Source organism: Rhizorhabdus sp. P4_G5 (assembly GCF_056401065.1).
The window spans coordinates 260665-280202 of sequence record NZ_JBFUKB010000003.1 but is presented as its reverse complement, the minus strand read 5'-3'; the positions used below and the strand labels follow the sequence as shown (position 1 = coordinate 280202).

Genomic DNA, 19538 nt, shown 5'->3' with positions numbered 1-19538 from the left:
GCAGGCCGCGTCGCGGAAATCCAGCTTTTCCGCGCGCAGCGTCGAGGCGCCGGCCATGCGGGGTTGAGATATGCCGGCCCACCCACCAGATTGGGGACGGGGCAGCGACTCCCGCCTTGCGCACCGCGAACAAATCTGGAACAAAATACCGATGCTGACTCACATGCCGAAGCGGGCGCCTGCGCGATGCTGACCCACATAAGCGTGCGCGGTGCGCGCGAACATAATCTCAAGGGCGTCGACGTCGATCTGCCGCGCGACAAGCTGATCGTGATCACCGGCCTGTCGGGCTCGGGCAAGTCGAGCCTCGCCTTCGACACCATCTATGCCGAGGGCCAGCGCCGCTATGTCGAGAGCCTCTCGGCCTATGCCCGCCAGTTCCTCGAGCTGATGCAGAAGCCCGACGTCGATCATATCGAGGGCCTCAGCCCCGCCATCTCGATCGAGCAGAAGACCACCAGCCGCAACCCGCGCTCGACGGTCGCGACCGTCACCGAGATCTACGACTATATGCGCCTGCTCTGGGCGCGCGTCGGCGTCCCCTATTCGCCGGCCACCGGCCTGCCGATCGCCGCGCAGACGGTCAGCCAGATGGTCGACCGGCTGATGCAGCTGCGCGAGGGCACCCGCTTCCTGCTGCTCGCGCCGGTGGTGCGCGGCCGCAAGGGCGAATATCGCAAGGAGCTCGCCGAATGGCAGCGCAGCGGCTTCAGCCGGGTGCGCATCGACGGCGTCAGCTTCGACATCGAGGACGCCCCCGCGCTCGACAAGAAATACAAGCACGACATCGAGGTGGTGGTCGACCGGCTGGTGATCCGCGAAGGCATCGAGACCCGCCTCGCGCAGAGCCTGGAGACCGCGCTGCGGCTGGCCGACGGCCTGGCCTATGCCGATCTGGTCGATGGCACGGTGGCTGAGGCTATGGCGCAACCGGAAGGCGTGCGCGAAATGCCGGCGAGCTTCCAATACGCCGACTCTCTCCCCGCAGGGGAGAGGGCCAAGAGCGGCATGAAGAACGCCGGCATCCCCGCCAACCGCATCACCTTCTCCGAGAAATTCGCCTGCCCCGTCTCCGGCTTCACCATCGCCGAGATCGAGCCGCGGCTGTTCTCGTTCAACGCGCCGCAGGGCGCCTGCCCGGCCTGCGACGGGCTCGGCGAGAAGCTCTATTTCGATCCGCAGCTGGTCGTCCCCAACGAGGCGCTGTCGATCAAGCAGGGCGCGGTCGTGCCCTGGGCCAAGTCCAACCCGCCCAGCCCCTATTATATGCAGGTGCTGAGCTCGGTCGCCCGCGCCTACAAGTTCGACCTCGCGACACCGTGGCACAACCTGCCCGAGGAGATCCGCGAGGTCGTCCTCCACGGCACCAAAGGCAAGGTGATCACCCTCACCTTCATCGACGGCCGCAAGAGCTATGACGTGCAGAAGCCGTTCGAGGGGGTGATCCACAATCTCGAACGCCGCATGCTGTCGACCGAGAGCGCCTGGATGCGCGAGGAGCTGAGCAAATATCAGTCGGCCGCGCATTGCGAGGTCTGCGGCGGCGCCCGGCTCAAGCCCGAGGCGCTGGCGGTGAAGATCGCCGGCGAGGACATCAGCATGTCCACCCGCCGCGCGGTCGGCCCCGCCCTCAAATTCTTCCGCGAGATGCCGCAGCATCTCAACGCGCAGCAGAATGCGATCGCCGAGCGCATCCTCAAGGAGATCGTCGAGCGGCTCGGCTTCCTCGACAATGTCGGGCTCGACTATCTCAACCTCGATCGCACCAGCGGCACCCTGTCGGGCGGCGAGAGCCAGCGCATCCGCCTCGCCTCGCAGATCGGTTCAGGGCTCTCCGGCGTCCTCTACGTCCTCGACGAGCCCTCGATCGGCCTGCACCAGCGCGACAATGACCGGCTGCTGGTGACGCTGCGCCGGCTGCGCGATCTCGGCAACACCGTGATCGTCGTCGAGCATGACGAGGACGCGATCCGCACCGCCGACTATATCCTCGATATGGGCCCCGGCGCCGGCGTCCATGGCGGCGAGGTGGTCGCGCAGGGGTCGCTCGACGACATCCTCGCCCATGAGGGCAGCCTGACCGGCGACTATCTGTCGGGCCGGCGGATGGTCGACGTCCCGAAGAAGCGCCGCAAGGGCAATGGCAAGAAGGTCACCGTCCACGGCGCGCGCGCCAACAACCTCAAGAACGTCACCGCCTCGATCCCGCTCGGCACCTTTTGTTGCATCACCGGCGTCTCCGGATCGGGCAAGTCGAGCTTCACCGTCGACACGCTCTACGCCGCCGCCGCCCGCTCGCTCAATGGCGCGCGGGTGATCGCCGGCGCGCACGACAAGGTTACCGGCTTCGAATATTGCGACAAGGTGATCGACATCGATCAGTCGCCGATCGGCCGCACCCCGCGCTCGAACCCGGCGACCTATACCGGCGCCTTCACCAACATCCGCGACTGGTTCGCCGGCCTCCCCGAAAGCCAGGCGCGCGGCTACAAGCCGGGCCGCTTCAGCTTCAACGTCAAGGGCGGCCGCTGCGAGGCCTGCACCGGCGACGGCCTGCTCAAGATCGAGATGCACTTCCTGCCCGACGTCTACGTCACCTGCGACGTCTGCCACGGCAAGCGCTACAACCGCGAAACCCTCGAAGTGAAGTTCAAGGACAAGAGCATCGCCGACGTCCTCGACATGACCGTCGAGGACGCGGTCGAGTTCTTCAAGGCCGTCCCCCCGATCCGCGACAAGATGGCGATGCTCGCCGAAGTCGGCCTCGGCTATGTCAAGGTCGGCCAGCAGGCGACCACCCTCAGCGGCGGCGAGGCCCAGCGCGTCAAGCTGGCCAAGGAACTCTCCCGCCGCGCGACCGGCAACACGCTGTACATCCTCGACGAGCCGACCACCGGCCTGCACTTCGAGGACGTCCGCAAGCTGCTCGAGGTGCTGCACGCGCTGGTCGAGCAGGGCAATACGGTGGTGGTGATCGAGCATAATCTCGAGGTGATCAAGACCGCGGACTGGGTGATCGACCTGGGGCCGGAAGGCGGCGTGCGCGGGGGTGAGATCGTCGCGGAAGGGACGCCAGAGAAGGTGGCGAAGGAGCCGCGGAGTTATACGGGGCAATATCTCAAGCCGTTGCTACAGCCGGGGGCGAGGAGTGCACAGGCTGCTGAATAGCCATACTCACATGAATTGAGTTGCTTTCGACAGCGATACGTTTCCCGACCGGTGGTGCGTAACCTATGGCGGAGTGATATTGGGGACACCGGGGATCATGTTCAAAGAAGCTATAGGCGACTTGGCCAAGATCGTCACCATGCCGATACGGGTGTCGGCAGCGATTGCCTTGACGTCTTGGTTTTTTCTCCTGCTTCCGCCTGAACGACTCGGTTTGGCGGCGAGCGATCTAGAAGCAATACGACCGTGGCGTGGCTGTGTATGGGGAACGGGTTGTCTGTTCTCGCTAATCGCCATCTTTCAAATCATGCATGCTTCCAGATGGTGGTGGGCGCGGCGGCGACTTCGATCTGAATCGCGCAAATCGCTCAACTTTCACGTCAATGATCAGCAGTCATGGTGGTACCCGGCAAAACAACGGGACGGTTCCTATTCTTCGCAGCTTCACGTTTCATTTCATGTTCTGAATCGGCGAGATAAGCCGGTTAAAATCCTAGCAATCGGATTAAGGACGCCTCGATTACCCCGCCCTACGCAAGTATATTTCGCACTTCCTATGCCGGGTGGTGGGCTGCATTCAGCAGAACATCCTGTTTTCCCAGACCAAGGCGTATGGGGCAATGCGAGTATATTTCTAAAAGGTGCAGTCAATCGGATCGGGCACCCACTGGCGATCTCGCTTTTCGCCGTCGATGACAGGGGCGTTCGCTATAACTTGCCGAAGATCAGGTTGGAATGTCGGACGCCAATGCCCGATGTGCGGATACCAATGTTGGAGAAATTGAAGGGGGCAATGGGTATCCGCTCTAGGCCTGCTCCTTCAGAAATCCTCTCTTGGGATTGGACAGATCGATATTTGGAGAGTCCGCACCGCAAGCTGGCCATTCTTGTGCTGGATGAGGAACGGCGGAATTATCGCGTTCGGGGGCGGCGCGAAGGCAAACTTGGCAGCCTAAGTGTTGGTGTGCAGCATGAACCCAACCTGGGATGGACGACCTCCGGCCAGGTGCCTCCATTAATATGGCCCGCGGGAGAAGCAGAGCCGCTAAAGTCGGATAATCTAGAGCGTATTATGCGATATCATGCCGCCCTCGGCGACGTTGATAAGATAGATCTTGAAGAAATGCTCACGCATTATCTCCATAGGGCTTCACCCTATGCGGAAATAGCTTATGGGATTTTCTTTTGCCTCCACAGATTAGGTCGGACCACCGATGCGATCAGCGTTGCTCGACGCAACCTACGGGGCGATAAAGTGTATGGATTTAGCAATCTAATCTGTGCTTTGGCCGCATTTGTCTCTCGCGAACATAGCGGGTGGACGGCTGAACAGATCGACGTTGTCACTTCCCAATTCGACGGCGATGGTGGGATCGAATTTAACCTCATTGAGAAGCTGAATCTGGCAAGGCTGCAAAAATAGCGTCTGCGCGAAGCTTCAACGCGACCTCAACGCTTTATCAGTCTCAGCCTACGAATTAGGGGTTTGAAGCTTATCGAGTAAGCATCAATAACCATCTTAGCGATCGGAATGCTAAGCTCGCTTCCTAGGTCGAGAACTAACTCTTGATCGTGGTCACTAATCCGCGAGCCTAGAAATATTTTCGTCACCGCGTTCGCTTCGGCGTACTGGGCGCGCCCCTTCTCTGCCCGAAAAATTCTCCACTCGCGTTCGCTCGACCAGCGCACTGTCTTACTCGATAAACATAGCCTTGCCCGGTCGACTGAGTTGCTGGATTCGTTGAGCAAAACTGGTTCCTGCTCCGAATACATCATGCGCGTGATCGCAGTGTTTCCGTCTAGCCCTTTAAGGAGCCGGTTCAAACTATATTGGATGCAAATGCCTTTGAATTGGTCAGCATAATGCGCCCACATGGGCTCATGATCATGGACCTCGGACATCGATGCGATGCCCATTTTTTCTAGAGCAGCCTGCACTCTGGCACGGCTTTTTTCGCTGTTGGGATTGTCGATAAACCGGTTAGAAAGGCGATGCGTCCCTTCCATGGGATCGTTCATGTCCGAAAACGCGGGGCAATAGATATAACGATCTCGAAGGGCCGCTATCTCCTGCGCTGCTTTGGTCCCCATCGGGCGGTATCTGAATAGCTGCGCCGGCTTTGCATATATCTTTATTTCAGCCATCTCAGTCCCGACTAAGCCCGTGGATTGGTACGAGCGTACAGAATATGGACAATCTTACCCGTGCTGGGCAACCCTTTCCCATGCCCGACGTTCAACTCTACAAAAATTGCGCCAACAAACATTCGTTTGATCGATGCTCATTTGGGGGAGTTCCGGGGATACAATACTTAACTGTTAGACTGAGACAGTTTGCTGAAGCCACCCGTACCAACGAGCACGTTGACCGTCGAGCGGGCGCGCCGATCTTCTATAGATGCCTCGCCCAATGTTCCTCTGACACTATGGAGATCGGCATGCCTGAGCTGCGCAATTCGCATGCCTTCATGATCTTCGTACCAAAGGAGGAATGTTTCCAGGACTCGGTGGCGTAAACCCCAATCACCAACACATTCGTTTTCATCGTCAGGCTGCCAGCATGCCCGCCGCGCTCCAGCACCGCCGCCTCGCAATGCTTTCGCTGGCCGTAGTTGAACGTGCCCGTGAAGCAATAGGATCGGCCATCGAAGACCAGCACTGGCGCCGGATCGCACAACGGAAGGCTGGTGGATTTCAGGCTCTCGCCAAGCTCGAAATCCCGGTTTGAAAAGCGATCAAGCGTATCGCAAAGCTCTGCCGCCTCATCGGCATCGAGCGTCCCGTCGCTCAACACCTCGGCCACCCGTCTATAAAGGGTCGCAATCAAGGGTTGCTCGCTGATACCCAAATTGGCTGCCAACCATTTTTGCAGGAACTCGGCTTCGCGCTGATTGAGCTCTCCATCGGCAACGAGCCCGCGCGCCAAGCCGATCAACTCGTCGATTTGCCGTGAATTGATGCGATCGCCTCCTACCCGGTTATGAAATGCTTCGTCCATGACAGCCCCTCCCCAGCATCAATCTGCCAGCGGCGGGAATAAGGACAAGCCCGGAATGAGCCGGATTGGAGCGATCAGGAATTCCATCCCGGCGTAGCAGGTATCGCCGCGCGCGGCTGTCCAACATCGGATGCCCCGCACCCAGAACCATGCTACGCCTCTCGCCATGCTCAACACTAACAGGCTTGCCGGCACCGTCGCCGTCGACGGCGTCCACTATGAATGGGAACTCCGGCGCGAGCCGCAGTGGAGCGAGTCCGAAGGCTGGCAGGGCATGACCGTCGCGCTGCTGCAGAAGGATATGCAATGCGGCGCCCTCATCGAATTCCCCCGCCCAAGCGCCTGCTGAAAGGCCTCCAGCGGGGCCGGCTCCAGATCAACGATGCCATCGTCGCGCGCGGCATCCGCGCCGCCCTGCTGGCCGGATGGGAGCCGGAATCGCGCGGCAAGCCGATGTGGTTCATGGTCGACACGGACGGCAACTGAGGGGCCGCTCCCACAGAGTTCCCGGTGAATGGCGCATCGCCCGACAGGCTGAACCGAACCACCCCGCCCCCATGGCGTCATCCCGGACGTGATCCGGGATCTCGCTTCTTTTCCATCGCCGCGCAGAAAAGTGGGATCCCGGATCAAGTCCGGGATGACGGGATTCGGAATTGCGCCCGCCCGCTAACCTGGCCACGAGTTCCGGGGAGACGATACTTAACTGCAAACATTCTCCCTTCGACCCTGTTCCAGCCATTCCCGCGATGGCGCATCCTCGCCCCAACCGCATCCATTTCCGATCCTTATCCCCGCCCGCGCGCTTGACGCCTCATCCGGTCGTCCCGAACCTGGTGGGGGTCTCGGAGATTGGCGATATGGTCACGGTAACGGCGGCGGCCGGCAGCGCGCTGCGGATGGATTTCAACTTTGATCGGTTGACCGACGTCGACGCGGACATCGTCACGAAGAAGGGTGGCCTGCTGGTCATCCGGGTTGACGATCTGCGGTACAGCTTCGCCGGCTCCAACGTCCGCTACAACCGCTATGACGAACCGGTCTCCGGCACGATCACCGGCCTCGAAATCGCCCGCAACGGCAGCCTCGTCTTCCACGTCAGCGGGTTCAGCGTCAGTGCGCCGGCCTTCTACCTGGCGACCTATGCGCCGAACGATCCCTTCGCGCTGATCTTCGCGGGCGACGACGCGTTCAACGGCAGTATGCTCGACGACAGCATCTATGACCTTCACGGCCATAATATCCTGGTCGGCGACGGCGGCCGCGATCTGCTGCGCGCGGGCGACGGCAACGACCATCTCTATGGCGGCACCGCCAATGGCGGCCCCGACGATGCCGACACCCTCTATGGCGGTGCCGGGTCCGACTATCTCCAGGGCAATGCGGGCGCCGACGAGCTTCACGGCGAGGCCGGGTCGGACCGGATCAACGGCGGGGCGGATAACGACCAGCTTCATGGCGAAGACGGCAATGACACGCTCAACGGCAATCGCGGCAATGACGACATCCGCGCCGGTGCCGGCAACGATCTGCTCCGCGGCGGGCAGGGCAATGACACGCTGAGCGGCGGCGAAGGCGAGGACGTGCTGATCGGCGACCGCGGCATCGATCGGCTGCTCGGCGGCGCTGGCGACGATATCTTCGTGTTCGGGCCACAGACCAGCCCGGTCGCGGGCGACATAGACCGGGTCGAGGATTTCGAGCCCGGCGCGGACCATCTGTCGCTGGGCTTCCTGCCGAGCGAAATCCTGACGGGCTCCAGCGATCCCTATGCCGGTGCCACCCCCAATTTCGTGGGGAGCGCCCAAACGCTGGCGCAGCGCCTGTTCGACGAGCATGCCGGCGATCACGAGGTGGCGATCATCACCGTCATCCACCAGAAGATCATGCTGTGGGACGCGGACGGCAACGGATCGGTCGATTCCGCGGTCGAGCTGCGGACCCTCGCGGCGGCGCAGGATTATGGGCTGGGGGACTTCATCTGAGGTGACCCCCGCCGGGCACCATCCTCATGTCATCGGCTTCGATGATCGCGTCCCCGTGCTGCCACGGCGTGCCGCTTCGCATCGGTGGATCATTCAGCGGTCGTGGGGTCTATCGTCACCCTGACCTGCGCAATGCTGTTCGCCGGCAATCCAGCCTTGGTCGCGTGCTGCCGGATCAATTCTTCGCTGGGCGCCCGGTAGATGCAGTAGATCTTGTCATCGGTGACGTAGCTGTGAACCCACTGTATTTCGGGGCCGAGCTCCCGCAGCACGCTGCAGGATCCTTGCGAGGCGCCCTTGAGATCATCCTTGGTGAGCCGCCCCGCCCCCGGCATGTCCCGCTCGATCACGAACTGTGGCATGTTGATACTCCTTCGCTTCCAGGCGGAGCGTGGACCTCCGCTCATCCAGGTTCGATCATGGCCGCCGGGCCGCTTGCTGGTCCGCCGGATGAACGCTGCCATCATCGCCGCGGCGCCACGGGACGGGACGGCCAATCGCGGGCGCCGCAGACCGCGGCCTGACGGGAACCGTTCAACACCGACATCACATCGTCCCTGTCTGGCTGGGCGCGCGACGGCCTCGGGCCGCGCTGATCTTCCTGTCCTCCATCCTACGACCGTGCAGCAATGGCCAAAGACTTTTCCGAATTACCCCGAATCGAATGGTGCCACCCAATCCGGCGATTCCAACGATTTCGGGACGCGATACTCGGTTCGGGTAACGCGCGTTGCGGTGACGGCTTCATCTGAACGCGCTCCCCTCCGCGCCATCGTCGTCCCGGACCCGATCCGGGATCTCGCTGCCTTTCGCCGACGCCCCGACAGTCGAGCAAGGAAGAGAAAGGAGATCCCGGATCAAGTCCGGGATGACGGGGATATGCTCGGACGATCCCTCCGTTCACGTCAACCCCGCGCACAATGCTCCGGCAACCGCCATAGAATGTTCGCCATATGGTCTTGACGCGTAGGATCTGGTTCGCTGGGATAGCCCGTTGCGCAGACTGTATATCCGCGCTGCGGCGGCTCCTTCTCATGACCAGGATATTTCACGAGACCCTTTTGCGGTGCGGGCGGGGGCTTCCCATCCGCCATCGGCGCGGCGCCCGCCGATCGCCCCGCAGGCCCCATCGCGCGAGAAAAGATAAAAAACGCACACACAACCCCATGCACCCGGAGCTGTTAAGAATCGTTCGCATCTAGAGCAGCGAGCGGATAATCTGACCCGCTCATCCTGAGGAGCCATTGAGCGAAGTCGAAATGGCGTCTCGAAGGATCCTTCGAGACAGGCCTTCGCCAGGCTCAGTCTCTCCTCAGGATGAGCGGAGTCGGGTGCGTCAGAGTAAAGCTCGATGCCCTGGCACAACGTTCCAGGGCCGCGACCTCCCCCTGAAGGACGACGGAGCCAACACCCGCTTGCCCTCCGCGCCGGGCGTCGCCACTTTCTCTCCATGTGCAATGAAGCCGCCCGCCGCATCGAACTCGGCATGCTCCGCAACGACTTCAACGAGCTGAAGATAAAGCTGCGCTTTCCCGAGGGCTTCCCCAACATGCAGCCGCTCGACAGCTTCCGGATCACCGATCCCACCGTCATCGTCCGCGCCGTCGCCGATGCGCCGTCCGACGCCGAACTTATCACCCGCCGCTGGAGCTGGCCGGGGCCGGGCGGCAAGCCGGTCTATAATTATCGCGGCGAGGGGCGCGAGTTCCGCAACAGCGCCAAGCAGGGCCGCTGCCTGATCCCGGTCGACGGCTTCTACGAGTTCACCGCGCCCGCCGATCCGGCGAAGAAGCGCAAGGACAAATGGCTGTTCCGCTGGCACGGCGAGGACTGGTTCGCGATCGCCGGGCTATGGAAGGCCGACGAGACGGTCGGCGAGGCCTTCACCATGCTGACCTGCGAACCCGGCCCGGACGTAGCGCCCTATCACAGCCGCCAGGTCGCCCTGCTCGATCGCCGCGACTGGGCGGGATGGCTTGACGGATCGGTCCCCGCGCGCGACCTGATCGGCCCGGTGCCGGCGGGAACGCTGAGCGTCGAGCGGGTCGGTTAGATGTGTCTGATCGCGCGCGATGTCTGCGCTGCCTGGTCATCCTGAACTTGTTTCAGGATCCACCATTCCGCTCGGAAACGGCGCGGTGTGGCGAAGTGGATCCTGAAACAAGTTCAGGATGACGTCCAAGCATGTGGACGAGGGGTATTTTCTTTCGGAGAGCGTGCTTATCCCGCGGTCGATCCGCTTTGGCGAGAAAGACCGCGCGGTCCGCTCAGTTCCCCTGGCGCCGCGCCAGGAAGGCCAGCCGCTCGAACAACATGATGTCCTGCTCGTTCTTGAGCAGCGCGCCGTGCAGCGGCGGGATCGCCTTTTTCGGGTCGCGCGACTGGAGCACCTCGAGCGGCATGTCCTCGGCGAGCAGCAGCTTGAGCCAGTCGAGCAGCTCGCTGGTCGACGGCTTCTTCTTGAGGCCGGGGACGTCGCGGATCTCGTAGAAGATGTCCATCGCCTTGCTCACCAGCATCTTCTGGATGCCGGGGAAATGGACGTCGACGATCGCCTGCATCGTCTCGCGCTCGGGGAATTTGATATAGTGGAAGAAGCAGCGGCGCAGGAAGGCGTCGGGCAGCTCCTTCTCGTTGTTGCTGGTGATGACGACGATCGGCCGCTCCTTCGCCGCGATCGTCTCGCCGGTCTCGTAGACGTCGAACGACATGCGATCGAGCTCCTGGAGGAGGTCGTTCGGGAACTCGATGTCAGCCTTGTCGATCTCGTCGATCAGCAGCACCGGCAGCTCGGGCGCGGTGAACGCGTCCCACAGCTTGCCGCGCTTGATGTAGTTCCTGATGTCGTGGACCCGCTCGTCGCCGAGCTGGCCGTCGCGCAGCCGCGCGACCGCGTCATATTCGTAGAGGCCCTGGTGCGCCTTGGTGGTCGACTTGATGTGCCACTGGATCAGCGGCGCGCCGGCGGCCGCGGCGATCTCGTGCGCGAGCACCGTCTTCCCGGTGCCGGGCTCGCCCTTCACCAACAGCGGCCGCCGCAGGGTGACCGCCGCATTGACCGCGACCTTGAGGTCGGCGGTGGCGATATAGTTGCTGGTCCCGTCGAAGCGCACGCCGCTGTCTCCCGCTACATGTCGGGTCGGGCGATAGGATGCGGCGGCGCGGCGGGCAAGCCCGCACGCGCACCTCTTCCCTTTCGACGAGACCGGGCGATCAGCCCGTCACATCGCCAGGCGCGCTGCCGCCCTTGCCTCGAGCAGGTCCCACAGCCCGCGCTGCTGGAGCAGCAGCTGCTGCGCGCCGAACAGCATCGCGCGCTCTACCGCGGGCGAGCCGGCTTCGTCGAAGATCGCCAGGGTCTGCCGCGCCGAGGGCAGCGCCGGAGGCGTCAGGGTGACGCCGAAGCGCTGGGCGGCGGCGTCGATCACGCCGCGCGCGGCGCGCCAGTCGAGCACCAGCGCCATCGCCGCGCCCAGCGCGCAACCGTTGCGATCGGAGCGGCCGAGCATTTCGATGGCGTGGCGCTGTCCGGCGACCGCGGCCTCGCACTCGGCCTGGCCCGGGGTGCTCGGGGTCGGCCCGGCCGCGACGACGGTGCGCATCAGATAGGCGCGCTCGGCGGCGAAGCCTTCCGCGGCGGCATCGAGCCAGGCGCGGACCCCGTCGCTCGGCGGCTTCTCTCGAGCCAGGTCGATCATGCCGGGGTGGCGGCCGTGCAGGTCGGCGATGAAATGCACCGCATCCGCCAGATCGCGCGCGGCCTCGCGGCCCCGGGCGAAGATATTGCATGCTATATAGGGGTGGCTCCTGCCGCCTTCATCGCCGAGCAGCGCGCCAATCGTCTCGGCCGCGCGCGGACGCGCAGCCTCCTGCAGAGTTCCATAAGCCATACGCAACAACACCCCGAATACGACCGGATCCGTGAGCAGCATGACAGCCGCCGCTCACCCGAATCGACATAGCGCAGGTGCGGTAAATGTCGCGTTACGCATCCGGAAATTATTTTCGCCCGACGCCGCGGCCGACGGTAATCCGCCATGGCCCGTTCGGTCCAAAGTGGTTACAACGGCCGGCTATGGCGCGTTCATCCTCTCGTTCGAATGACTGGGGCTTTCCCCGCTGGCGCGGCTATGGCGGCGAGCGCGGCGCGACCAAGGTGCGGCTGTGTGATCGGCATGGCTGCGAGAAGGCCGGCGACCGCCCTGCGCCGAAATCGCCGAACAGCCGCGAGCGCTGGTATTTCTGCGAGGAACATGCCGCGGAATATAATCGCAACTGGGACTATTTCACCGGCCTGTCCGCCGAGGAAGCCGCCCAGCGCGAGTCGGACGAGCGGCGCACCTCGGCCGGCTATGCCGAGCAGGCCCATTATGGCTGGGCGGGACCCGGCGACGGCCGCTGGAGCCGCGACGAGCTGCGCGCCTTCGAGACGCTGGAGCTGGAGGTGGACACCAGCTTCGAAGAGATCAAGGCCTCGTGGCGCCGGCTCGCCAAGGCCAACCACCCCGATGTGAAGCCGAACGATGCCGCCGCCGCGGTGCGCTTCCAGGCGGTCCAGGCAGCGTTCGAAATCCTCCGCCGCGCCGAGGAGCGCCGCCCCCGCTGACCTTGCCTGCAGTGCCGGCCTTCCTCCCGGCATTAACTTATGACAATGATGTCAGTAATACCCCTGGGGCGAACATCGGCTACGACCCACCTATCTGCGTCCGGAAGGAGATGATCATTGCGGATCTTGTGTGTCGACGACGACGGCCTCGTGCTTTCCGTGACGGCCGATCTGCTGCGCGACCTGGGCCATGACGTGATCGAGGCGATCGGCGGGCACCGCGCCGCAGAGGCGATCGACGACGGCGGTATCGACCTGCTGCTCACCGACATCCACATGCCCGGCGGACCGGACGGACAGGAGCTCGCGGCGATGGCGCGCCAGGCGCGGCCGGAAATGCCGGTGATCTACTTCAGCGGCCTCTCGCACATCGTACCGGCCGAGGTCGGGGACAAGGTGCTGCGGAAGCCCTGTTCGCTCGGCGAACTGGAATTGGCGATCGACACCATCGCCGATTTCAACTGAGCGCGCCGCTCATGGCTCCTGCTCGCCCGTGAGCATTGCCAGGCTCGCCCGTTCATTCGGGCGCAGCGCCCGCGGCTCCGACGGCACGGTCTCGATCCAGCGCCCGGCCCTCGCCATGTCGACGAACACCGGCGCGACATAGGATTTGCGGCACACCGCCGGCGTATTGCCGAGCTGGCGTGCGACCTCCTCGAGCATGGTCTTCACCGACGTCCGGCGGCCTCGCGACAGCATCCCCGCGGCAACCGCGCAGGCCCGCCAGGTGCGGAAGGTCTTGGCGGTGCCGGTGCCGTCGGTCAGCTCGCATATCCACTCATTGATGTCCGAAGCCCGCACCCGCAGCCCGGATCGCATCGAAAAGAGCTGCCCTGCGCCCGCGCTCTTCAATTCCGCAAGCGCCGCCGCAAGCGCCGCGTCACGGCCCGACAGTTCGGCGCGGATGCCGTGCTTGCCGTAGAAGCTCAACTGGATCTCGTCGCCCTTGATCCGGGCATGGCGGTTGAGCAGCGTCGTCGCACCGAAGCTGCCGCGCGCCGCGGAATCGGCCGATCCGACCCGGATTGCGAAGCCATCGAGCAGCCGCACCGCCGCGGCGCGCGCGCGTTCCCACGGATCGTCGCTCTCGAGCGCCTTGCGCACCACCCTGCGCAGGCGCGGCAGGTGCGCCGCAAAGGCGGGCAGCCCGGCGAATTTCTCCTCGTCGCGCCGCTCGCGCCACCGGCTGTGATAGCGATATTGCTTGCGCCCGGCCGCATCGAGCCCGGTGGCCTGGACCGGCGCCAGCGGATCGGGGTTGATCCACACCTTGCGCCACGCCGGCGGGATGCCGAGCGCCAGGATCCGCATGCGCGTCTCGACGTCGCGGATGATCGAACCGTCGGGCGCGATGAACCGCCACCCATTGCCGCGCCGGATCCGGCTGATGCCGGGGCCGGAATTGACGGTGTCGAGATGCTCTATCGGGGCGTGCTGCATGGACGATGAAGAACGCCGGTGCAGCCGAAAGGCTGCGCTTATTCGCCCAGATCGTCGGGCAACGGATCCTTGCCGGAGATCCGCCGCGCGATCGCCTCGGCGTCGGTCAGGTTCCAGCGGCCGGGGATCTCTATGGTACCGTCGGTCAGCGGCTTGCGGATCAGTTCGCCGCCGAGCGTGTTGCCGTCGAGCGCGACCGACATCGGCTTGCCGATCAGCGCCGCGGTGATTTCACCCAGCCGCTCGGCGGCCGGCGGCGTCAGCGTCAGCAGGATGCCGACCTTCTTGTTGATGTCGGGCAGCGCGCGCGCATCGAGCACCTCGGCCGGCGCGAAGGCCTGGCCGCCGATGGTGAGCTTGCCGGTTTCGAAGGCCTGTGCCGGCGTAGATGCCGGTTCGGCCGCGCAGGCCTGCATCGCAACGGCCGCCGCCATCAGCGCGACTGCCATCCGCCGGTTCATGCGTAGCGCTCCGCCGTCGACTTGATCAACGTGATCATGTTGGGAATCCCCTGGGTTCGGTTCGAGCTGAGCTGGTTGCGCAGGTCGAACGGCTCGAGCGCGGCGGCGACATCGATGCTGCGGATCTCGGCCGCGGATTTGTCCTGCACGGTCAGCAGCACCAGCGCGATGATCCCCTTGGTGATCGCGGCGTTGCTGTCGGCCAGGAAGTGCAGCGTGCCGTCGTCACGAACGGTCGGATAGACCCAGACCGCCGCCGAACAGCCGCGCACCAGCGTCGCATCGGTCTTCAGCGGATCCGGCATGGGCTCGAGCGCCTTGCCGAGATCGATCAGCAGGCGATAGCGGTCATCCTTGTCGAGGAACTCATATTCGTCGACGATATCGGAAAAACGGGCAGGCTCGGTCATGGCGCGAGCGCCTACCCGATTTTCCACTATCCGTCACCCCGGCGAGGGCGAGGAACGGCCTATAAATCGACGCCCGCCGCGATCGCCTCGAGCTTGCGGACGCGCTCCTTCAGGTCGGCCAGTTCGATCCGCGCCGCGGGCGATGGTGTTCCGGGTGCGGTGGTGGCATGACGGCCCTCGAGCTTCAGCCGCTGCAGGTCGAGCCAGCCGCGCCAGCCGCTCAGCGCGGCCCAGGCGAGGATGACGAGGCCGACCAGGCCTGCGCCGCTGATCGTCAGCCAGAAGATCGGGTCCTGCATGGTCCTGCTCCTCTTTCCTTTCAGTCGCGGTGGCGAAGCGCTTCGATCTCGCGATCGAGCGTCAGCCCGCGGTCGTTTTCGGTGGCGATCCGCTCGAGCACCGCGACCCGCTCCTTGAGCGTGCGCAGCTCCTCGCGGAGGCGGTCGTTGTCCCCATTGTCGGGGCGGACGAACTTTTCGCCCTTCTTCGTGCTGACCACACCATATTTGGCGCGAAAGATGCTGGCGATCGCGGTTATCGCGACGATCAGCACGACCATTTCGAACGGGTTCATCTCGGCTCTCCGAAACAGGATGTCAGTTGATCGGCTGGTCGCGCAGCCGGTCGATCTCGTCGGCCAGCACGGTCGAGCGATCGGTCAGGATGCGTTCGAGCACCGCAACGCGCTGTTCGAGCCGCTCGGTCCGGGCCGCATATTGCGCGGCCTTCTCGGCGGTATCGGCAGACATTGCGCCGATCTGCTTCTCCTTGATGGCCAGCCACTTCTTGGCGACGCTGGCGACGATCGCCAGCAGAACCAGGCTGAGCACCGCGAAGGGGAAAAGAGTTTCGGCGGACATGGCGTATGATTCCCAAAGCTGGAGGCGATCATTATTTACACTAATGTCGGCGGATCTTTTCGACAAACGGTATTGCCGCTTCGATCAATGACATAACCCGAGCGAGTCGAGACCTGCCCCGGATCAGCGCAGCGCGTCGATCTCGCGGGCCAGCGCCGAATTCTGGCTGGTCACATGCGTCTCGATGTCGGCGATGCGGCGATCGATGTCACGGAAGCGGGCGCGGACATCGCGGACCGACGCGCCGGGCCGAGCCCGAACCGCCTGCCAGAATTTCGTGTCCTCGCGGCTGCTGTCGTAGAACTCGCCTGGCTTGTCCTTGGCCAGCCAGTTGACCACCAGATAGGTGACGAGCACCCATGGGAAGGTCATGAAGGTGAGGATAACCGTGCCGACCCTGATCAAGGTGACGTCCAGGCCGGTATAGTCGGCGAGCCCGGAGCAGACGCCCAGCCATTTGCTGTTGCGCTTGTCGAGGTAGAATTTGGTGCGGCGAGCTGACATTGCGAACTTCCCTTCCTGTCTGTCTGCGGCGGCCGGCGATCAGTTGTCGCGGCGCCAGTCGTCATCATGGCTGCGCTCGGCGGCCTGTCGGGGCCGCCAGTTCGGATCCTGGCTGTCCAGGATCCGCTCCAGCGTGCCCAGCCGCTCGTCGAGCCTGCGGGCCATGTCGTGCATGTTGTCGAGCAGGCGCTCGTCCTCGACCGTCAGGCCGCCATTCTTCTTCCACTGGGTGACATAATGGAGGATCAGCCAGGGCAAACCGATGAACAGGATCCCGACGACGATCGGCGCGATGATGATATCGCTGTCCATCGGATCAGCCCTCCTTGCCCGCGGCCTTGGCCTTCAGCGCGGCGAGTTCGGCGTCGACCTTGTCGCTCGACCGAAGCTCGGCGATTTCCTCGTCGAGGGTCTTGGGCGCAGCACCCATCCCCGCCGCATCGGCACGGCCTTCGGCATAATCGACGCGGCGCTCGAGCAGTTCGAAGCGCGAGAAGGCGTCGTCGACCTTGGGGCCGGCATACATCTCGCGCATCTTGGCGCGGTTGTTCGCCGATTCGAGACGGGTGACGATGCTGTTCTGACGGGCGCGGGCCTCGCGCAGCTTGCCCTGCAGCTTGGCGATATCGCCTTCGGATGCCTTGAGCGACTCGTCGAGCAATATGACCTCATCCTTCAGCTGGTCGGCGAGGTCGGCTGCCTTCTGCTTTTCGGTCAGCGCGGCCTTGGCGAGATCCTCGCGGTCCTTCGACAGCGCGAGCTCGGCCTTTTCCAGCCAATTGGCCTGGACGGTGTCCAGCTTGGCGATCTGCCGGCGCAGTTCCTTCTGGTCGGCGATGGTGCGAGCCGCCGAGGCGCGAACCTCCACGAGCGTCTCTTCCATCTCGAGGATGATCATGCGGATCATCTTCGCGGGGTCCTCGGCCTTGTCGAGAAGGTCGGTGACGTTGGCGGCGATGATGTCTCGGGTTCGGGAGAAGATTCCCATTTCAAGCTCCTTGGTTACGCTCGGTACGATGGCGGCGGCGTTGCGAGATGCAATGCAGGGACTGTGCCAACCTCAAAAACGATGGAATTGCGGGATTTTCGGACTATGCCGGCCCGGCTGCACGATTTTCCCATTGCCAAGTCTTGGGAATTCTTGCCAATTCTCGGCCATGGACCGCGAAGCGCAATTCATCGGCCAATCCTATGCCTTTCTCGATTCCGTCGAGCGCGCGAGCCGCGCCGCCGGGCTCAACCGGCCCGTGCTGGTGGTCGGCGAGCGGGGCACCGGCAAGGAGCTGGTCGCCGAACGCCTGCACCGCCTCTCGCCGCGCTGGGCGGGGCCGCTGGTGACGATGAACTGCGCCGCCCTTCCCGAAACCCTGATCGAAGCCGAACTGTTCGGCCATGAGTCGGGCGCCTTCACCGGCGCGACCAAGGCGCGGCAGGGCCGCTTCGAGGAGGCGGATGGCGGCACGCTGTTCCTCGACGAGCTGGCGACGCTGTCGATCGGCGCACAGGAGCGGCTGCTGCGCGCGACCGAATATGGCGAGGTGACGCGGATCGGATCGTCGCGGCCGGTGCGGGTCGACGTCCGTATCGTCGCTGCGACCAACGAGCATCTGCCCGAGCTGGTCGACAAGGGCCGCTTCCGCGCCGACCTGCTCGACCGGCTGTCGTTCGAAGTGGTGACCCTGCCGCCGCTACGGGCTCGCGAGGGCGACGTGCCGGTGCTCGCCGACCATTTCGGCCGGCGGATGGCATCGGAGCTCGGCTGGCCGCACTGGCCCGGCTTCGGCCCCGCCGCCGCCCAGGCCCTGGCCGACCATGACTGGCCGGGCAATGTCCGCGAACTCCGCAACGTCGTCGAGCGCGCGGTCTATCGCTGGGACGATTCCGAACAGCCCGTCGATGCGATCCAGTTCGATCCGTTCGACAGCCCGTGGCGCCCCGCCAAGACGGAGCCGTCAGTCCAGCCCGCCGCGGAGACGGGTGTCGCCCTGCCCGCAGCCCCGCCCGCGGCGCCTGCCGCGCCGGCGCATTACGACTGCGACGATTTTCGCGCAGCGGTGCTGATGCACGAGAAGGCACTGCTCGAGGCAGCGCTCAAGCGCTGCCGCTTCAACCAGCGCGCGACCGCGCTCGCGCTCAAGCTCAGCTATGACCAGCTGCGCCACGCGCTGCGCCGCCACGACCTGCTCGACCGTTCCGGATGACCGCGGCCGATCGGCTCTTCGCCAGCTTCGACCGGCTCTATGTCCTCAACCTGCCCGATCGCGACGATCGCCGCCGTGAGATGGCAGGCGAACTCGAGCGGATCGGCACCTCGCTGGAGGACCCGCGAGTCAGGCTGTTCGCGGCGGTCCGGCCGCGCGATGCCGGCGGCTTCCCCAATGCCGGCGCGCGGGGGTGCTTCCTCGGCCATCTCGCCATGCTGCGCGAGGCGCGGGATCTCGGCTGCCACGCGATATTGATCGCCGAGGACGACTGCGACTTCGCCACTGGCATCGAGGCACTGCTGCCCCCCGCGCTCGACCTGCTCGATCAACTTGGCTGCGATATCTTCTATGGCGGCTATGACCTCCCCGAGGGCCTGGGTGCCGCCGATCCTCTCGCAACGCCACTGCTGCTCGCCGATTGCACCCGGCCACTCAGGACCACCCACCTGATCGGTTTCGGCCGCAGCGCGATAGCCGGGCTGGTGCCCTATCTCGAGGCGATGCTGGAACGCCCGCCCGGCAGCGCCGAGGGCGGCCCGATGCATGTCGACGGCGCTTATAGCTGGTTCCGGGCCAGCCGCCCCGACCTGACGACCTGGCTCGCGCGGCCGCAGCTCGGCCACCAGCGCCCTTCGCGCACCGACATCTCCCCGCCCGGCCGGCTAGACAGCCTGCCGAGGCCGTTGCGGCGGGTGGCTCGCTGGGCAAAACGGGCGTGGATGCGGCGCAGGCCCAGTTAACGTCCTGAAACCACTCGTCATCCCGGCGGAGGCCGGATCTCAGTAGAGGTTCGCGACGGCAACGCCGTCCCCGACGACCACATCCCGCGCTCCGCCGGAGGGACGCACGAAAAAGGCCGGAGGTTCGCACCCCCGGCCCATTTTTCCGCTATTGCTGATAAA

22 protein-coding genes and 1 pseudogene are annotated in these 19538 nt (G+C 64.3%); 9 read left to right on the top strand and 14 right to left on the bottom strand.

Annotated features, from left to right (window positions below):
* Window positions 1–186: 186 nt before the first annotated feature.
* Complete coding sequence (gene uvrA, locus AC1DQK_RS05650) at window positions 187–3168, top strand: excinuclease ABC subunit UvrA (protein WP_477868276.1); 2982 nt, start codon at window positions 187–189, stop codon at window positions 3166–3168.
* A gap of 97 nt (window positions 3169–3265) precedes the next feature.
* Complete coding sequence (locus tag AC1DQK_RS05645; RefSeq protein ID WP_477868274.1) at window positions 3266–4591, top strand: hypothetical protein; 1326 nt, start codon at window positions 3266–3268, stop codon at window positions 4589–4591.
* A gap of 26 nt (window positions 4592–4617) precedes the next feature.
* On the opposite strand, the gene AC1DQK_RS05640 is transcribed toward AC1DQK_RS05645, so the two are convergent.
* The gene (locus AC1DQK_RS05640) at window positions 4618–5313 is read right to left on the bottom strand and encodes a DUF2971 domain-containing protein (protein ID WP_477868272.1); all 696 of its coding nucleotides are present in this window, start codon (window positions 5311–5313) and stop codon (window positions 4618–4620) included.
* Window positions 5314–5560: 247 nt separating this feature from the next.
* On the bottom strand, window positions 5561–6166 hold the full coding sequence (locus AC1DQK_RS05635; RefSeq protein WP_477868270.1) for a BRCT domain-containing protein: 606 nt from the start codon (window positions 6164–6166) through the stop codon (window positions 5561–5563).
* Window positions 6167–6332: 166 nt separating this feature from the next.
* On the opposite strand from AC1DQK_RS05635, the pseudogene AC1DQK_RS05630 reads away from it, so the two are divergent.
* Together AC1DQK_RS05630 and AC1DQK_RS05625 are read left to right on the top strand one after the other, a co-directional pair.
* Window positions 6333–6652: pseudogene (locus tag AC1DQK_RS05630) on the top strand (hypothetical protein).
* 374 nt (window positions 6653–7026) lie between these two features.
* Entirely contained in the window at window positions 7027–8151 is a 1125-nt protein-coding gene (locus AC1DQK_RS05625) for a calcium-binding protein (RefSeq protein ID WP_477868268.1), read from the top strand.
* Window positions 8152–8240: 89 nt separating this feature from the next.
* Here the strand turns inward: AC1DQK_RS05625 and AC1DQK_RS05620 are convergent, their stop codons facing one another.
* On the bottom strand, window positions 8241–8513 hold the full coding sequence (locus AC1DQK_RS05620) for a DUF4242 domain-containing protein (protein WP_477868266.1): 273 nt from the start codon (window positions 8511–8513) through the stop codon (window positions 8241–8243).
* 1088 nt (window positions 8514–9601) lie between these two features.
* On the opposite strand from AC1DQK_RS05620, the gene AC1DQK_RS05615 reads away from it, so the two are divergent.
* Window positions 9602–10204: an SOS response-associated peptidase family protein gene (locus tag AC1DQK_RS05615; RefSeq protein WP_477868264.1), complete on the top strand. Its 603-nt coding sequence runs from the start codon at window positions 9602–9604 to the stop codon at window positions 10202–10204.
* A 214-nt stretch (window positions 10205–10418) separates the two neighbouring features.
* Here AC1DQK_RS05615 and AC1DQK_RS05610 read toward each other — a convergent pair whose 3' ends face one another.
* A complete protein-coding gene (locus tag AC1DQK_RS05610; RefSeq protein ID WP_477868262.1) occupies window positions 10419–11264 on the bottom strand; it encodes an AAA family ATPase in 846 nt (281 codons plus the stop codon).
* A gap of 108 nt (window positions 11265–11372) precedes the next feature.
* Complete coding sequence (locus AC1DQK_RS05605) at window positions 11373–12083, bottom strand: DUF6975 family protein (RefSeq protein ID WP_477868260.1); 711 nt, start codon at window positions 12081–12083, stop codon at window positions 11373–11375.
* Window positions 12084–12226: 143 nt separating this feature from the next.
* Between AC1DQK_RS05605 and AC1DQK_RS05600 the strand changes: the two genes are divergently transcribed.
* On the top strand, window positions 12227–12757 hold the full coding sequence (locus tag AC1DQK_RS05600) for a J domain-containing protein (protein WP_477868258.1): 531 nt from the start codon (window positions 12227–12229) through the stop codon (window positions 12755–12757).
* A gap of 117 nt (window positions 12758–12874) precedes the next feature.
* Window positions 12875–13222: a response regulator gene (locus AC1DQK_RS05595; RefSeq protein WP_477868256.1), complete on the top strand. Its 348-nt coding sequence runs from the start codon at window positions 12875–12877 to the stop codon at window positions 13220–13222.
* A 9-nt stretch (window positions 13223–13231) separates the two neighbouring features.
* On the opposite strand, the gene AC1DQK_RS05590 is transcribed toward AC1DQK_RS05595, so the two are convergent.
* The 9 genes from AC1DQK_RS05590 to pspA form a co-directional block, all read right to left on the bottom strand.
* Complete coding sequence (locus AC1DQK_RS05590) at window positions 13232–14197, bottom strand: DNA topoisomerase IB (RefSeq protein ID WP_477868254.1); 966 nt, start codon at window positions 14195–14197, stop codon at window positions 13232–13234.
* Between the two features lie 38 nt (window positions 14198–14235).
* Window positions 14236–14658, bottom strand: coding sequence for a SecDF P1 head subdomain-containing protein (locus AC1DQK_RS05585; protein WP_477868252.1), 423 nt, complete (start codon window positions 14656–14658; stop codon window positions 14236–14238).
* Window positions 14655–15068: a SufE family protein gene (locus AC1DQK_RS05580; RefSeq protein ID WP_477868250.1), complete on the bottom strand. Its 414-nt coding sequence runs from the start codon at window positions 15066–15068 to the stop codon at window positions 14655–14657. Before AC1DQK_RS05580 ends, AC1DQK_RS05585 begins: the two co-directional genes overlap by 4 nt.
* 59 nt (window positions 15069–15127) lie before the next feature.
* Window positions 15128–15367, bottom strand: a complete 240-nt coding sequence (locus AC1DQK_RS05575; protein ID WP_477868248.1) for a hypothetical protein — start codon at window positions 15365–15367, stop codon at window positions 15128–15130.
* 20 nt (window positions 15368–15387) lie between these two features.
* Window positions 15388–15642, bottom strand: coding sequence for a hypothetical protein (locus tag AC1DQK_RS05570; RefSeq protein WP_477868247.1), 255 nt, complete (start codon window positions 15640–15642; stop codon window positions 15388–15390).
* A 22-nt stretch (window positions 15643–15664) separates the two neighbouring features.
* The gene (locus AC1DQK_RS05565; protein WP_477868245.1) at window positions 15665–15928 is read right to left on the bottom strand and encodes a hypothetical protein; all 264 of its coding nucleotides are present in this window, start codon (window positions 15926–15928) and stop codon (window positions 15665–15667) included.
* Window positions 15929–16051: 123 nt separating this feature from the next.
* Complete coding sequence (gene pspC, locus AC1DQK_RS05560; protein WP_477868243.1) at window positions 16052–16432, bottom strand: envelope stress response membrane protein PspC; 381 nt, start codon at window positions 16430–16432, stop codon at window positions 16052–16054.
* A 39-nt stretch (window positions 16433–16471) separates the two neighbouring features.
* Window positions 16472–16744 (bottom strand): envelope stress response membrane protein PspB, encoded by a 273-nt coding sequence (gene pspB, locus AC1DQK_RS05555; protein ID WP_477868241.1) that lies wholly within the window; start codon window positions 16742–16744, stop codon window positions 16472–16474.
* 4 nt (window positions 16745–16748) lie between these two features.
* Window positions 16749–17420, bottom strand: coding sequence for a phage shock protein PspA (gene pspA, locus AC1DQK_RS05550; RefSeq protein WP_477868239.1), 672 nt, complete (start codon window positions 17418–17420; stop codon window positions 16749–16751).
* A 169-nt stretch (window positions 17421–17589) separates the two neighbouring features.
* Between pspA and pspF the strand changes: the two genes are divergently transcribed.
* Both pspF and AC1DQK_RS05540 read left to right on the top strand, forming a co-directional pair.
* The gene (gene pspF / locus AC1DQK_RS05545; protein ID WP_477868237.1) at window positions 17590–18633 is read left to right on the top strand and encodes a phage shock protein operon transcriptional activator; all 1044 of its coding nucleotides are present in this window, start codon (window positions 17590–17592) and stop codon (window positions 18631–18633) included.
* Window positions 18630–19376: a glycosyltransferase family 25 protein gene (locus tag AC1DQK_RS05540; protein ID WP_477868235.1), complete on the top strand. Its 747-nt coding sequence runs from the start codon at window positions 18630–18632 to the stop codon at window positions 19374–19376. The genes pspF and AC1DQK_RS05540 overlap by 4 nt, the downstream gene beginning before the upstream one ends.
* The last annotated feature ends 162 nt before the right edge of the window (window positions 19377–19538 follow it).

Bases quoted from the DNA above. Each gene is read 5' to 3' on its own strand.
- uvrA (WP_477868276.1), top strand. From the start codon at position 187: ATGCTGACCCACATAAGCGTGCGCGGTGCGCGCGAACATAATCTCAAG.
- AC1DQK_RS05645 (WP_477868274.1), top strand. From the start codon at position 3,266: ATGTTCAAAGAAGCTATAGGCGACTTGGCCAAGATCGTCACCATGCCG.
- AC1DQK_RS05640 (WP_477868272.1), bottom strand. From the start codon at position 5,313: ATGGCTGAAATAAAGATATATGCAAAGCCGGCGCAGCTATTCAGATAC.
- AC1DQK_RS05635 (WP_477868270.1), bottom strand. From the start codon at position 6,166: ATGGACGAAGCATTTCATAACCGGGTAGGAGGCGATCGCATCAATTCA.
- AC1DQK_RS05625 (WP_477868268.1), top strand. From the start codon at position 7,027: ATGGTCACGGTAACGGCGGCGGCCGGCAGCGCGCTGCGGATGGATTTC.
- AC1DQK_RS05620 (WP_477868266.1), bottom strand. From the start codon at position 8,513: ATGCCACAGTTCGTGATCGAGCGGGACATGCCGGGGGCGGGGCGGCTC.
- AC1DQK_RS05615 (WP_477868264.1), top strand. From the start codon at position 9,602: ATGTGCAATGAAGCCGCCCGCCGCATCGAACTCGGCATGCTCCGCAAC.
- AC1DQK_RS05605 (WP_477868260.1), bottom strand. From the start codon at position 12,083: ATGCTGCTCACGGATCCGGTCGTATTCGGGGTGTTGTTGCGTATGGCT.
- AC1DQK_RS05600 (WP_477868258.1), top strand. From the start codon at position 12,227: ATGGCGCGTTCATCCTCTCGTTCGAATGACTGGGGCTTTCCCCGCTGG.
- AC1DQK_RS05590 (WP_477868254.1), bottom strand. From the start codon at position 14,197: ATGCAGCACGCCCCGATAGAGCATCTCGACACCGTCAATTCCGGCCCC.
- AC1DQK_RS05585 (WP_477868252.1), bottom strand. From the start codon at position 14,658: ATGAACCGGCGGATGGCAGTCGCGCTGATGGCGGCGGCCGTTGCGATG.
- AC1DQK_RS05580 (WP_477868250.1), bottom strand. From the start codon at position 15,068: ATGACCGAGCCTGCCCGTTTTTCCGATATCGTCGACGAATATGAGTTC.
- AC1DQK_RS05575 (WP_477868248.1), bottom strand. From the start codon at position 15,367: ATGCAGGACCCGATCTTCTGGCTGACGATCAGCGGCGCAGGCCTGGTC.
- AC1DQK_RS05570 (WP_477868247.1), bottom strand. From the start codon at position 15,642: ATGAACCCGTTCGAAATGGTCGTGCTGATCGTCGCGATAACCGCGATC.
- AC1DQK_RS05565 (WP_477868245.1), bottom strand. From the start codon at position 15,928: ATGTCCGCCGAAACTCTTTTCCCCTTCGCGGTGCTCAGCCTGGTTCTG.
- pspC (WP_477868243.1), bottom strand. From the start codon at position 16,432: ATGTCAGCTCGCCGCACCAAATTCTACCTCGACAAGCGCAACAGCAAA.
- pspB (WP_477868241.1), bottom strand. From the start codon at position 16,744: ATGGACAGCGATATCATCATCGCGCCGATCGTCGTCGGGATCCTGTTC.
- pspA (WP_477868239.1), bottom strand. From the start codon at position 17,420: ATGGGAATCTTCTCCCGAACCCGAGACATCATCGCCGCCAACGTCACC.
- pspF (WP_477868237.1), top strand. From the start codon at position 17,590: ATGGACCGCGAAGCGCAATTCATCGGCCAATCCTATGCCTTTCTCGAT.
- AC1DQK_RS05540 (WP_477868235.1), top strand. From the start codon at position 18,630: ATGACCGCGGCCGATCGGCTCTTCGCCAGCTTCGACCGGCTCTATGTC.